The sequence below is a fragment of the Phytoactinopolyspora limicola genome, assembly GCF_011320225.1.
Classification (GTDB): domain Bacteria; phylum Actinomycetota; class Actinomycetes; order Jiangellales; family Jiangellaceae; genus Phytoactinopolyspora; species Phytoactinopolyspora limicola.
On the sequence record NZ_JAAOEN010000001.1, the window covers coordinates 271,002 to 285,033 of the forward strand.

11 protein-coding genes are annotated in these 14,032 nt (G+C 67.2%); 6 read left to right on the forward strand and 5 right to left on the reverse strand.

The features are described from left to right. Positions 1-100: 100 nt before the first annotated feature. Positions 101-763 carry a hypothetical protein gene (locus tag G8760_RS01395; RefSeq protein WP_166345551.1) on the reverse strand — a complete coding sequence of 221 codons (663 nt, stop codon included), beginning with the start codon at positions 761-763 and terminating at the stop codon, positions 101-103. A 543-nt stretch (positions 764-1,306) separates the two neighbouring features. On the opposite strand from G8760_RS01395, the gene G8760_RS01400 reads away from it, so the two are divergent. The 4 genes from G8760_RS01400 to G8760_RS01415 all read left to right on the forward strand — a co-directional run bounded on the left by G8760_RS01400 (position 1,307) and on the right by G8760_RS01415 (position 4,857). Then, positions 1,307-2,500: a winged helix DNA-binding domain-containing protein gene (locus tag G8760_RS01400; protein ID WP_166345554.1), complete on the forward strand. Its 1,194-nt coding sequence runs from the start codon at positions 1,307-1,309 to the stop codon at positions 2,498-2,500. Positions 2,501-2,568: 68 nt separating this feature from the next. Then, complete coding sequence (locus tag G8760_RS01405) at positions 2,569-2,844, forward strand: DUF2277 domain-containing protein (protein WP_166345557.1); 276 nt, start codon at positions 2,569-2,571, stop codon at positions 2,842-2,844. A 184-nt stretch (positions 2,845-3,028) separates the two neighbouring features. After that, positions 3,029-4,381 carry an outer membrane protein assembly factor BamB family protein gene (locus G8760_RS01410; protein ID WP_166345560.1) on the forward strand — a complete coding sequence of 451 codons (1,353 nt, stop codon included), beginning with the start codon at positions 3,029-3,031 and terminating at the stop codon, positions 4,379-4,381. A gap of 167 nt (positions 4,382-4,548) precedes the next feature. After that, positions 4,549-4,857 carry a hypothetical protein gene (locus tag G8760_RS01415; RefSeq protein ID WP_166345563.1) on the forward strand — a complete coding sequence of 103 codons (309 nt, stop codon included), beginning with the start codon at positions 4,549-4,551 and terminating at the stop codon, positions 4,855-4,857. 85 nt (positions 4,858-4,942) lie between these two features. Here G8760_RS01415 and G8760_RS01420 read toward each other — a convergent pair whose 3' ends face one another. Next, positions 4,943-5,365 (reverse strand): VOC family protein, encoded by a 423-nt coding sequence (locus tag G8760_RS01420; protein ID WP_166345566.1) that lies wholly within the window; start codon positions 5,363-5,365, stop codon positions 4,943-4,945. Between the two features lie 104 nt (positions 5,366-5,469). Between G8760_RS01420 and G8760_RS01425 the strand changes: the two genes are divergently transcribed. Together G8760_RS01425 and G8760_RS01430 are read left to right on the forward strand one after the other, a co-directional pair. Then, positions 5,470-6,078, forward strand: a complete 609-nt coding sequence (locus tag G8760_RS01425; RefSeq protein ID WP_166345569.1) for a TetR/AcrR family transcriptional regulator — start codon at positions 5,470-5,472, stop codon at positions 6,076-6,078. Positions 6,079-6,178: 100 nt separating this feature from the next. Next, on the forward strand, positions 6,179-7,120 hold the full coding sequence (locus G8760_RS01430; RefSeq protein WP_166345572.1) for a beta-ketoacyl-ACP synthase III: 942 nt from the start codon (positions 6,179-6,181) through the stop codon (positions 7,118-7,120). A gap of 45 nt (positions 7,121-7,165) precedes the next feature. Here the strand turns inward: G8760_RS01430 and G8760_RS01435 are convergent, their stop codons facing one another. From G8760_RS01435 to G8760_RS01445, 3 genes are all read right to left on the reverse strand, one after another. Further along, the gene (locus G8760_RS01435; protein WP_166345575.1) at positions 7,166-7,498 is read right to left on the reverse strand and encodes a nuclear transport factor 2-like protein; all 333 of its coding nucleotides are present in this window, start codon (positions 7,496-7,498) and stop codon (positions 7,166-7,168) included. 202 nt (positions 7,499-7,700) lie between these two features. Beyond that, a complete protein-coding gene (locus tag G8760_RS01440; protein WP_166345578.1) occupies positions 7,701-10,895 on the reverse strand; it encodes a UvrD-helicase domain-containing protein in 3,195 nt (1,064 codons plus the stop codon). Beyond that, on the reverse strand, positions 10,892-13,960 hold the full coding sequence (locus G8760_RS01445; RefSeq protein WP_166345581.1) for a PD-(D/E)XK nuclease family protein: 3,069 nt from the start codon (positions 13,958-13,960) through the stop codon (positions 10,892-10,894). Before G8760_RS01445 ends, G8760_RS01440 begins: the two co-directional genes overlap by 4 nt. Positions 13,961-14,032: the final 72 nt, after the last annotated feature.

The following is a 14,032-nucleotide window of genomic DNA, read 5'->3' on the forward strand; positions in this document are numbered from 1 at the left end:
GGACAATTCTCTCCATCTATATTGCACGCGTGAGCAAAAACAGGCCAGAGCAATAAGCTACAAGCGATGATTAGAGCGGGCCATACACGTCGCATAAGAATCACAAGGCCTCACTGAAAACAATCACGAAGCCACCTTCAGCCTTACGATTCACCTGGTAGAGCGTCTGCCTGCCCCTGGCTGGATCGAAACTAACAGCCACATCACCGTCAGCCGATACCAGGCTGCCTTCCGGGTAATCAGCACTTGTTAAAAAGATCGCCGATCCTGCATCGAATTCAACCAACAACACATCGATGAGGTCCGCTTCCTCGCCGTCATAACTCAGACTCTCGTCATGCACACGTTGCGCAAACTCATATCCCACAAGACATGCCTGACAGCTGTCTGAGAACATTTCGCGGCGGCGATCCAAGGCTTCGCGTGATGTCCAGCTGCGGTTTACGACGTCGATGTACTCCTCGAAGAATTCGGTGATCTCTGCCTCAAGGGCGGCTGTGGGGTCTGGAGTTGGCGTCGGTTCTGTGGTTGGGGTTGGGTCCGGCGTGTGGTCGTCACGAGGAGTGGTGTCGGGGGTGGGTGCGTCGGTGATCGTGGAGGGTGCATCCGCAGCTGGCGCCGACCCGTCGTCGCCAGCACATCCGGCCAGAACCAGGCCGACACACACCGGAATCGCAAGGACCCGACACGAGGCCATGGTCATGACACGAGGTTTAACTATCCATTGACCAAAGTCTGCGATTCGTTCTCCAAGATCACGCATGCACCGGAGAGTAGACGCTCGGGCCCGCGTTCGCCATTCGGTTGTCCACAGGCTGCATGAATCGGCTACCACACCGTCCTTTTAGGGGCTTTTGTGGCTATTCCTAGTTGCGGGTGTAGGGACGCTGATGAGCGAAGTCTCAGAGGTCCCGAGTATCCGCGCGAGAAGGGGGTCGCCGCGCCCGCGATGTCGATCGGTGGAGGGTTTTCGGCCTGACGGTGGAGGGTTCTCCCTGCTATAGCGCGAAGAACCCTCCACCGTTACGCCGAAAACCCTCCACCGTTACCCCGCACCCCGCCCACCAGACCTATGCCCACTCGGATACGGCAGCCCACGAAGTCGCGAGCTCCCAGTGACCACAATGTCCCAAGACATCACAGTCCCAAACATCACATTGCCAGACCCCAACGAAACCGCCCAATTGTGAAAGGCCGCTCTTGCCCTCAGGTAACCATTGGAGGACGAGACGACCGTCCACTATCTGGCGTGGAAGCAGCGCATCGATCGGTCCGGGATGTCTGCGCTGAGCACTAGGGTGTGGCCATGGTCAAGTTCAGCACGGCGCAGCGCCGTACTCGCCTGATGCGCCGGCATCGGCTCGCGGCGGAGCATGCGGCGTCGTCGCCGGTCGAGGCCACCTCCAGCGTCGTCGTGCTCCACGCTACCGACCCGGCCACCGTGTACCTGTCTGTCCTCGCCCGCTGTCCGGACGCAACCCTGAACGACCTATCCGTTGCGCTGTACGAGCAGCATTCGCTGGTGAAGATGATCGGTATGCGGCGCACCATGTTCGTCGCCCCAACCGAACTGGTGCCGGTGATCCACAGCGCGGCCGGCATGGAGATCGCCGCGAGGTTACGCCGGCGCCTGGTGAAAGAACTCTCTTCCGCTCCCACCGAACCCCCGGTCGGGCCCGACATCGACAGCTGGCTGACCGAGGTCGAGACGGAAGTCGAACGCGCGCTCCTCGAGCGGGGCGAGGCATTGGCGACCGAACTGTCCAGGGCGGAACCGCGGCTACGTACCGCCGTATTACCCACGTCCGATAAAGCGTGGGATGTCAAGCAGAACATCACCAGCCGAGTGCTCACCTTGATGGGTGCCGACGGGCGGATCGTGCGCGGCCGCCCGGCGGGCACCTGGTTGTCCCGGATGCACCGGTGGGCGGCGGTGCGGGAGTTGTGGCCCGAAGGGCTGCCTACCGTCGGCGAACTCGACGCCCGCGTGACGCTGGCCCGAGCATGGCTGCGGTCTTTCGGGCCGGCCACTGTTGCGGATTTGCAGTGGTGGACGGGGTGGACGTTGGGCACTACCCGCAAGGTCCTGGCCGCGCTCGCGGTGGCAGACGTCGAGCTCGACGATGGCCCGGGCATCGCGCTGAGCGACGACCTCGAACCCGAACCACCCGTCCCACCGTCGGCAGCGCTCCTGCCCGCCCTCGACCCGACTCCCATGGGCTGGCAGCAACGCGAGTTCTTCCTCGGGCCACATCGAGCGCCGCTGTTCGACCGGAACGGCAACATCGGGCCTACGGTGTGGTGGGACGGTCGGATCGTCGGCGGCTGGGGTATGAATGGTCCAGACATCGTCTGGCGGCTCCTGGAGGATGTCGGCGCCGAGGCCACCACCGCCATCGCCGAGGCCGCGGCTCACCTGCAGCCCCGGCTCGAGTCGGCGTCCGTCGTTCCGACCTTCCGGACCCCGTTGGAGCGCGAGCTGAGCGCTGCGTCCGCTTAAGCTGCCGACCCGAGCCAACGCAGTGCTTACGGGTAGGCGGCGCTTGGTTGTTCGCATACGCTCGTGTTATGTGCCGCAACATCAAGCCGCTGAACAACCTCGCACCACCGGCCACCAGCGACGAGGTCGCCGACGCTGCCTTGCAGTACGTCCGCAAGATCGCCGGGACACGTAAACCGTCGCAGGCCAATCAAGAGGCCTTCGACCGCGCGGTCGCCGAGATCACCGCGTCCACCGAGAAGCTGCTGGACACCCTGATCACCAAGGCTCCGCCGCGTGATCGTGAGACCGAAGCCGCCAAGGCTCGGGCGCGCTACCAGGCCCGCATGGCCGCCGCTAGTTGACCCTGGCGGTGTCAGGCCGGACAACGCTGTAGCCGGCGGTGCCATGCCTACCTAGACTGACAAGTCGCGGCGTCCACCGCACTGTCAGGCTGGCCAGAACCATCGCCGAAGCTGGGCGAGTTGTCCGGCCTGACAGCGTGGGCGGCAGGGAGTGCCGTGGCCGTCGAATCGAAAGGTCGCCCGGATGACCCGTCAGGTATGGATCGGGGTCGTCTCGGCCGTCGTCATCGTGGCTGTCGGCATCGGTGGGTTCGCGGGTTGGCAAGCATGGCAGGGACGCTGCGTCGCCGACTTCCGGGACATACCCGCCGACGACCTCCCCGACGTCAGCCTTCCGGCTGATTACGTCGCCAACGCTGACCAACCGGCCGAGCCGGCGCTGTCCGCCCAGGCGCCGTTCGGCGAGCCGCGTGCGGCGATCCCCAACCCTCGCCGGCCGCAGCTCACCGGCGCCGGGATGGTCGTCCAGTATCGTCCGGTCTCCGTCATCGACGGCTGGTCAGCCGAGGCAGTGTGGGGACGCACTCAGGATGGCTACTCCTATGCCGCGGAACCTATCGGCGACCACCTCGTTCTCGCGCATGTCTCCGACGACGAGCTGACCGTCGCGGTGACCAAGCGCGTCAGCGGAGACCTCCTCGAGTGCCACCGCATCGCGAATGGGGCCGACGCGCCTGACCTCGACGTGCGCACCGCCGGTGGCGCCCAGGTCGATGAACGCTCGATAGCGCTGATCCACCGGGTGCCGGACCGCGGGCTGAGTCTCCTGCGCACCGATGTGTACTCCGGTGAAGTCGTCTGGCAGCGTTCCGAGGACCGCGAGCACCTGTCCGATTTCGTCCACCGTGCCGGCGACGTTCTCGTCACCACCTTCATGGATGACGGGCTGCAGGCCGGATGGGACACGATATTCAATCTAGGCCGAACCGTCCGCCCCGAGTGGTTGCGGCTCTCCGCATTCTCGGTGGTTGATGGAGCGCCGGTGTGGGACTACGGGTTCGAGGACGACCACGGCGGTGCACCCTTCGCGCATCAGGTGGTCGGCACCACCGATGAGCTCGTTGTCGTCCGCGCATCCCGGCTCGACGACGGCTCGGACACGATCGAGAACTTCCTGCTCGCCCTGGACGCCAGCACGGGTATCCCGGCGTGGACCGAGGTTCTTCCATCCGTCAGCTCCAGCTACTACAGCGTCGCCGGCCTCTTCGACGACGTCGTCGTGACGGTTGAGTCAGATAAGGAATCGCAGCACCGCGCCGCGTGGCTCGCCGGATACGACGTCAACAGCGGCGACGAGCTGTGGCGAGTCGAGAACCAGACCACGGACCTGCTCGAAGGCTCCGCCGTCATCGATGGAGCGCTGGCCGTTCCGGGTCTCAGCCGGCACGGGCTGGAGTTGATCGACCTGCACACCGGGAACAGCGAGACCCATTTTGACGGTCTGTCCGTTCTTGAAGTCACCACCGACGACCTCACGGCCGGCGTCACCTTCTTGATCGACAGCGACCCGGTCTTCATGGTCTACGCCCTGCGCTGACGCCCCCATCGCGCGCGTTCTCCACCGGGCCCACCGGCCAGCGCCCACGCTTCGACGAGGCCGAAGTCACACCCAACTATCAGCACTTTCTCCGGCTCCTCTCAGGTTCGACTGCGGAGAATTGGTCGATAGCAAAAGGGAGCAATCCTCCCTGTGAAGGAGTGACTATGTACGCGATTCCCACCGCGGCCGAGATTCTCGGCGTGACGCCGGCCGCCCTAGAAGCAGCGCTGGACCGAGGCGAAACCATTGCCACCGTGACCCGGGCATGCGGCCTGGACGTCGACCATATGACGGAATCGCTGGTCAACGCCGAGGTTCCGGATATCGAGGCACTGGCGATGATCGCCGGGTTCACCACCGCGGAGATCTCCCAGTTCGCCGCCGAGGTCCGCACCTACCTCACGTCGTTCGTGGAACACGGCCAGCAGGCCGCCGACGCGTGGTTCGACTCTCCAGCCCTGGTCGCCGCGTAGCGGGGCTGGCCCGGGAGGTGGTAACCGGGCCTTGCCTGGCTCCGGCGGCCACCTCTCGGCATCACAACAGCTCAGCCTCGGTCGATCATTCGACGAAGCTGTCGGCGTACTCCTCCCCCGGCGGAATCTCGGTGATGACGTCGATCAACACTCCAGCCGGATCGGCGACGATGAAGTGGCGCTGCCCGAACGTCTCAGTTCGCAGCTCGAGTTTCGGGGCCAGGCCGGCTCCCTCTACCAGGCGCTTGTACTCGGCGTCGACGTCGGCGACCTCGAAGTTCAGCAGCAGTCCGGTCACGGGCCTCCGGTATCCCTCCGGAATGGTCGGGTGGCTGTGGTCCAGGATGGCCAGCTCGTACGACGGCTCGCCGTCGACACCTGGCCGCTTGAGGCTGACGTACCAGTCGGCCTCGAATGTCACGGTGAAACCAAAGTGCTCGACGTAGAAGGCCAGGGTTTCCTGCACCTTGTCCGTCATGATCACCGGGTAGTAGCTGGACAGTTGCATGTGAGCCTCCCAAGAGATGAAAGATACCGACCGTTGGTATGTATCTTTGATTGATTGCCACCTTAAGATACCGACCGCCGGTATGTCAAGTGTAGGATGGCGCCATGCCCTCGACTGGTCGTGCCTCCCGGACCAAGGCGCAACAACGCCTCGAGACCACCCACGCCCTCGTCACCACAGCCCGCCACCTCTTCGCCACCCACGGCTACTCACACGTGAGCCTGGCTCAGATCGTCGAAGCCACCGGCGTGAGCAAAGGCGCGCTCTACCACCACTTCAACGGGAAGGACGAACTCTTCCGAGCGGTGCTCGCACAGATCCACGAGGAAGTGGCGAACCGGGTAGCCGACGCCGCCCCCGACGCCGACCCCTGGACCCAGCTGATCGCCGGCTGCCAAGCGTTCCTCGCGGCCAGCACCGAACCGGGCATCCACCAGATCATGCTGGTCGACGCGCCCGCTGTACTCGGCTGGGGAATGTGGAGGGAGATGGACGCACAGACCTCCATGCAGCAACTCGAGGCCGGACTCACCCAGCTGATGTCCGACGGCGTCATTTCACGCCAACCGATCCGTCCCCTAGTCCATCTGTTGTCCGGCGCCATGAACGAAGCGGCCCTATGGCTGGCCCAGTCCGAGGATCGCGACACAGACCTGCTGGACACGATGGCTGCCCTGACGTGCCTACTCGAGTCATTACGCACCGGCCCCTGACACCACAGGTGGATTCGGCGACCGATGCACGACAGTATTAGCCGGACTGTCCGTAGCGGCCCCCGCGCGGATCCACGACACCGCTCACGAAGGACACGCCGTGCCGCGATCGCGCATCACCGCGCTGGGTCACTATCAGCCCGACCACGTGCTCACCAACGACGACCTCGCCACCACCGTCGATACCAACGACGAGTGGATCCGGCAACGTACCGGCATCGCCACCCGGCACATTGCCAGCGACGAGACGATGACCGACCTCGCCACCACCGCCGCGGGCAAAGCCCTCGCCAAAGCTGGGCTGCAACCATCCGATATCGACCTCGTGGTGGTAGCCACCTGCACGGCAATCGACCGGGTTCCCAACGTCGCACTCCTCGTCGCTCGGCGGCTCGGAATCCCCCACGCTGCCGGCTACGACGTCAGCAACGGCTGCGCTGGTTTCTGCACGGCGCTGGCCACGGCCGATCACGCCATCCAGGCCGGCGCGGCACGGCACGCGCTCGTCATCGGCGCCGAAAAGATGAGCGACATCACCGACTGGACTGACCGCACCACGTGCATCCTTCTCGGTGACGCCGCCGCGGCCGCAGTGTTGTCGGCCACCGACGGTGCTGCTGGCGTCGGCCCCGTGGTGTGGGGATCGGATCCATCACGTGGCGACATGGTCCGCATCAACGACGACTGGCGCCCCACGTTCAGCCAGGAAGGACCATCCGTGTTCCGGTGGGCCACCACCGAGCTGGCCCCCATCGCGCGGGAAGCATGCACCCGAGCTGGTGTCGACCTCAGCGAGCTCGGCGCCGTAGTGACCCACCAGGCCAACCTGCGGATCATCGATGCGATCGCCCGCAAGCTGGGCGCCGAGCAGGCCGCCATCGCCCGCGACGTGGTCGAGTCGGGCAACACGTCGGCAGCGTCCGTGCCGCTGGCGCTGTCGAAGATGGTGGAGCGCGGTGACATCGAACCGGGCCGCCCGGTTCTGCTGTTCGGTTTCGGCGGGGGTTTAGCCTGGGCCGGCCAGGTGGTCACCGCCCCGTGAAGGTCGCCGAGACGTACCCACGAAACCGGCGGCGCCGGAACGACGTCACCGGTGCGGTGGAATGGTGAAGCTCTGAACCAGGCCGTCCTCGACGACGACGATCGCGTCCGACTCCCCGTTGAATTTCTGGCTCTGCCAGCCGAAACGCAGGGTCGTTGTGTCTCCCTGTGTGTCAGCTGACAACACCGTCATCCGTGCGCCCATACCAATCGCGTCGGACTCGGCCCAGCTACGAACACCTTCAGGGCCGTTGAGCACCCGGCCCCAATCATCGACGAACCCATCAGGCGTGAACGCGGCGACGAACGCGTCCGTGTCCGCATCGTTGATGGCGTCCACGACGGCGGCGACCGGGGCCGGAAGAGAAATTCCAGACATAGGCTCTCCAACCTTCTCGGGTCATCGGGGACGACGTCGTCCCTCAGCGACCTTCGCGCACCACCCTAACCTCCGACACCACCTCCGCGGGCTGACTCCCAAGTATCGGCAGGAGCTTCGAGCACGATCTCGCGATCACCCGGGCACACTGGCCCCCCCGCGGCGGAGCAGCCGGGCACGATCATCCGGCTCACCTCGGACGTTACCCGCCGCCGGGGCCGCAGACGTATTCGACGGCGGCAGCCGGCCGGAGGAACAGCAGCACACACCGGTCGACCCGTTCGCCCGTGGCGTCCGCGACCGCCCGGGCATAGACGTCCAGTTGCGTCTCGTAGGCCGCGACGGCCTCGGCGGACGTCACGGCGTCGGTCTTGAAGTCCACCACTACCAGGCCACCGCTATCACGGAAGAGCAGGTCGACGTATCCCTCCACCAGCACATCGTCGACCACCGTGCCCACGTATGTCTCGCGCCAATGCGGCGCGGTCGCCGCGGCCCGGATGACGGGCGCGTCCAGGCCTGCTCGCACCGCCGCGGCGACGTCAGCCGCCGCGTCGGGCACCCCTTCGGCCAGTGCCTGAGCCGCCGCCAACTCGTCGGTGCCGATGCCGCTGGCGAGGTCGACGGTCTGGAGAACGGCATGGACCGCCCGGCCGATCGCGGTTCCGTAGCGTCCCTTGGCCCAGGCCGGCAGCTCGAGATCTCGTGGCTGCTTGGCCAGCCCTGCACGGGCGAAGGTAGGGAGTTCGGCGCTGGCCCGGCCGTGGGCGATATCCGTGGCGGATTCCGCCTCGCGGAGCCGGGAGCGGGCGGAGGCGGCGGCGTGCTGACTCACCCAGTCCTGCCATGCCGGCAACGGCGGCGCCGCGGTCTCTGTCGCCGCCGGCAGCGGCCCGGGGAGCCGGTCTGGATGCCAGTCTTCGTGGACAGCATCGAGACAGGCGGTGCTGAGCACGGCGGCTGGACAGTCGGCGCCTTCTCTGCGGTGCAACGACACAGCGAGGTGATGCTGGGCTCTCGTGCACGCCACGTACAACAGCCGCAGACGTTCGCAGTACTCGATGGCCTGCTCCCGCTGATCCGCTTGGGCATAACCGGCCGTCTCAACCATTTTCTCTTTGTTCAGGCGTACCTCGAATCCGCCCGTCTCCGGCCACAACACGGTGGGCCGCTGGTTGGATCCCTTCGACGACAGCCCGGCGACGATGACGAATGGGAACTGCAACCCCTTGGCGGCATGGATGGTGGTGATGCGCACCGCCTCGGTGTCCGTCTCCGGCAGGACCGTCTCACTGACCCGGGCGGAATCCTCCGCCTGCCGCTCGGCCCACAGCAGGTATTCGCGCAGCGAGCCCCGCTCGGCTTCGGACCACGCCCGGGCTTGGTCGACGACGAAACGCAGCCGCCGCCACGTCTCCCGATATCGGGGTGAGTCGACCGCGGTCTCCAGTACCCGCCGCTGGTCGATGATCTCGTCCAGCAACTCGGATGGGCTCAAATGGGATCGGCGGCGGGCCCACGAACGCAACTGGGCGAGGCCATCGGCGACGCGGCCCTGGGCGACAGCCGGTGCGAATGGATTCCATGATCCGCCAGCGGCGCGCCACCGCCACAGCTCCGCGTCGGAACAACCGAACATGGGTGCGCGCAGGGTTGTGACGGCCGCCAGCTCGTCGGTGGGGTCGTCGATGGCCCGGGCGCAGCGCATGAGTTCACGCACCTCGGGTGCGGAGTACACGAAGGTGGCGGCCTCGGTCCGGTAAGGGATGCCGGCCGTGTCCAGCGCCGCCTCCAAACCGGAGATGGACGTGCGGGTGGGTGCCAGGATGGTGATGTCGGCCAGGCCCATACGCCGATCACCGGCCCGCCAGCCGTCCTCCACGGCGCGGTGGATGAGGGCGACGATGTCCGTCGCCTCCCGCTCCCGCAGTTGAGCCGCCGATGGTTTGTCGGCATGTGCCTGTCCACCCAGCACAACCACCGGCGCACCGTCGGCCGGCACGGCTTGTGGACGGCCCGGCGGCGGCTCCAGCGCCTGATACGCCGGCTGAGCTCCCGGGGACTCGGTGATCAGCACGCTGAAGACGGAGTTCACCCACCCCAGGATCTCCGGTGTAGATCGGAAGTTGGTGGTCAACGAGACCGTTTCGCCCAGCCGGTCTCGAGCGTCGAGATAGGTGCGGATGTCGGCCCGCCGGAACCGGTAGATGGACTGTTTCGCGTCTCCGACGAAGAACAACGCGCCGTCGGGAACCTCGATGTCCTGCCAGTCCTCGTGGCGCGCATCCGCACCCCCGGCGATGCGGACGGCCAGCTCGATCTGGATCGGGTCGGTATCTTGCGACTCGTCCAACAGCAGCCGGCGGTACCGCAGGGCGAGCTGTTCCCGAGCCGCGGAGACCTGACGGACGAGCCTCCGGGCGAGGACCAGCAGGTCGTGAAAATGCAACGCGCCGTCAGCGACTCGCTGCTCGGCCGCCGCCACGGTGGACAGCGCTAGCCGGCGCAGCAACCACTGCATGACATCGTCGACGGCCTGGGCGCGGGTGTGTTCGGCGGCATCCTTCAGCCTCCCGAAGGCGGCCCGGATCTCGTCGATCGGACCCGACCACGAACCCTTCCGCCCGATCTTGCCACCCTTGGGTATCCCTCTGAGCAGCTCGATGAGCTGGGCGTCATCCGCCTCATGGGTTTTGTCCAACCAGTCGGCCAACTGATTCAGCCGGGCGAGGAGGCGGTCGTCGACATCGGTGCACTCGTGCCGGCGCGCGAGCAACGCCACCGCCTGTTCTCGCACGTCGGCGATGACAACCGGCCGCAGCCGCGGGTCAGCCGGCGCCGAGCCGGTGGCACGCTCCACCTCGGGGTAGTGCTGCTCGACGAGATCCCAGTTGCGGTCCAGCTCGATCACCAGGGTTCGCAGGTGGTCCAGCGTCACGCCCGCGGCGAACGCCCGCCGCAGGACCGGCGCGGTGGCGGCGTCCTGCAACAGCTCGGTCTGCAACTCGTCCCAGCGTCGATCCAGGGCAACCTGTGATCCCAGCTCGTCCAGCACATCGAACAGCGGCGGCACACCTGCCTCGATGGGGTGTTCGGTGAGCACCCGGCGGGCGAATGAGTGCAATGTCCCGATGGCGGCACCGTCCAGCTCGTCGACGGCCTCCTCGGCGCCGGCCCGTTCCAGCTCCACCCGGATCCGGTCGCGCAGTTCGGTAGCGGCCTTCTCGGTAAATGTCACGGCGGCGATGTGACGCAGGGGTAATCCGCTGCCCACCAGTGCGACGATCCGGTCGACGAGAACGGTGGTCTTGCCCGACCCTGCTCCGGCCTCGACGAACAGGCTGGTTGACAGGTCGGTACGGATCCGCTCACGTACGTGCTGATCGGTGAGTGTCATGCCAGCGCCTCCCCGTCGAGCATGGCCCGCAGTGCTGCCAGTTCCGGAGCCTGGGACTTGGCTGTCCACGCTGCCTCGACGCCCTGCTCACCGAGTTCGTCCGGGTTGCAGTACCGGCACGTCCACATCGGGTTCGAGGTGTCGTTGGGACGGGCCAGGAAGGTACCCCCGGTGATGCCGTCGACGATGGTGCGTAGCGCCCGCTGGGCCTGCGCCACGACGGTGTCGTCGACGCGGTACCCGATCCGCTCGAAGCCGCCTCGGCGACTGGTGAACCAATACTCCGAACGGATCGGGCCGATCTGCCGATCAGAGGTGGTCAACCCGGCCCGTTCGGCCTGAGCCGCCATGGCGTAGAGGGGTAGCTGGAGGCGCTGACCCCGATGGCATGGATCGCTGTTCAGATCCCGGTAGGAGTCCGGTTTTCCAGTTTTGTAATCGATGACGACGAGGGTGCCGTCGGCCGCCAGGTCGATCCGGTCGATCTTGCCCCGGACGCGGAGCGACCGCCCGTCACCCAGCGGGATCTCAACTCCGTCGAATGCCCACTCCGCGGCGATCGGGGCCAACGCGGCCGCGGCTCGCCGTTTGTTGTCTTCACCGATCCACGTGTGCAGATCGGCGCGGATGGCCGCGCTGTCTTCGGTCCACAGCAACGAGAAACCCGTCACCCCTTCCGCCTCGGCCTGGGCGAACCGGGCGGAAGCCGCCTCGTCGAGTACTTCTCGCGTCCGCTCCGGCCACGGCTCACCGGGACCGGGTGTCCAGCCTTCGGCGGCGGCGCGCCGTACCACCTGCTCGAGGATGTCGTGCATCACCGTCCCGCGGTCCAGCGCGGAGATCTGGACGACCTCCTCCGGTTGCTCGACGGGGATCACCCTGAGCAGGTGCCGCATGAAATACCCGTGCGGGCACTGGGCCCAGTTCTCCAGCGAGGTAGCCGACACCGTGCCACTCACCGTCGGGTCCGGTAGTTGTTCACCGGCAAGATTGCCGTCGAACGCGGTGAACTCGGCGGACTGGCGGGCCGCCCGCCCGCTCCGGGCCCGCGTCATGATCGGATCATCCGGTGCGCTGGGGTGGTGGTCGATGACCGCGCGCTGCCTCCACTCCTGCGCGGTGGCCGGGTGTGGGGTGCGGGCGACGGAACCCGCGTACGACGGCGACTCGTCCAGTCCGGGCACCGCCGCCCATGCCGTGGCCACCACGTCGCCGCCGTCGGCGAGAGCCCGCAAACTGGGCAACAGCCACCGCGACGGCACCCGAGCGCCGCCCCGGCGGAGGTCGCCCCGGGGGAAGCTGACGGTCCGCCGGCGCGGCGGTGCGGCCGACAGCGCGGCCAGCACATGCCGGTGCTGCCGTGCCGTCCGATCGGCCTGTGTGGGTAACGCGCCGCCGGTCAAGGCCCGGACCCGGTCCGGAAGGAGGGGGTCGTCGGTGGAGCGCGCCGGCAGTAGCCCCTCGGCCGCACCCACCACGAAGATCGCGTCGACGGCTTCGCCGACACCCTCGGATACCGGACCAACGTGAACCCCTTCACCGATGCGGCCCACCCGGTCGAGATCGTCGGTGAGTTCGAGCTCGACCAACTGACGCAGCAACGCCAGATCCGGGGGGCCGGCGAGGCCATCCAGACCGGCGATCGATGTCCAGATACCGGCGATCCGGTCGACGGTGCGGCGTTCCTCCGGTGGCAGCGGCTCGGGGTCTTCCACGGGCAGCACCGCGGACCACAACTCGGCGATCGCCGTCGCTAGTTCCCGCCAGCTCGTGGCCTCCGACATCCGGGCTAGCCCCGCCTGGACGGCCGAGACGAAATCGGCCAGCGCCTCAGCCTGCTCGGCCCCGCGTTCGGCCCGGCTGCGCTGGTTGGACTCGGCGTCCGGCTGATCGGCGAGCCACGTACGACGACGCTCGGCATACTCGCGGACTCGTTGCCAGTCGGTGCCGCGGACCACGCCGGCGACTCGGGAGATCCGCTCCCATGCCGATGCCGGCACGGGAGCGCCGCGGTGCCGGACCGGCGCGTCCGCCACGAACGCGAGGACCTCGTCCCGGCGGAACTGATGATCGGCCAACGCCAGCAATCGCAGCGCCGCCCGGCCGAATCTCGTCTCCGCGGTGGACCGCATACCCCGGCCGAAGACCGCCACTCCGGCCCGGCCCAAGTGCTCATGTACCAGGCGAGCGTAAGGGTTGGCCGTGCCGTACAACACCCCGATCCGAAACCCGGGTGAGTGCCGAAGCATCACCAGCACCCGCCGGGCTACCTCGCGAACTTCGTCATCCGGGTCCGACGCGTGTACGACGGTGTGGGCGAGCGGCGGCGTACCAGCGGACTCGGCGCTGCCACCCACCGCGCGACAAACCTCCACCGGCCCGCGATCAGCCGCGGGATCGCCGGTCAGCCCGAGGATCAGGCGTAGTTCGCCTACCTCGGCGATCGCGCTCAGCAGCGCCGCCTCCGGGCGGTCCACGTCTTGCGGGAGGAAGACGACGACGCTGCCCTGCACACCCTGCCGGGCCACCAGCGGATACGCAGCCTCCAGGAGGTCGACCTCATCGAACGTCGACTCGGCGAGCCGGTGCCGAAGCTGCCGGCACAACCGCACGGTGGCGGCGGGTACATCGCCAGCAGCGCCAAGCGTGTCCACCATGGCCGACGACAACGGCCGCAGCTCTCGATACGCCCTGGCCAGAGCTCGGGCGGTACCGATGTGCTGGGCCACCGGCGCGAACACACCCGGCGCGTCGGCCAGCGCCGCGCGTAAGGCCGCGACGAGCAACGGACCGGTCAACGGGCGCCGGCCCAACCGCGCCAACCGCTCACCGCACACGGACTCGGCCAACCGCCGGATGGTGAGCACCTGCAGCGCCGCGATCCCGGCCGACCCGCCGACCGGCCCACGAGCCAGCGCCCGGCGGGCGGCTACACCGATGCGCTCGTTAGGGACGAGGACGGTGACCGGCGCCAGCCGGTCCGCGGCTTTGCACTCGTGTACGGCTGCCACCAGCGCTTGATACGCGGCTGGCCCGAACTCCGTCTGCTGCATCGTGACGGGCATGGCCCTCCCTCGACGCTCGGCCGGCCCGGACCGGTCGAACTACCCGGCACCCTACAGAACCGCACCGACACT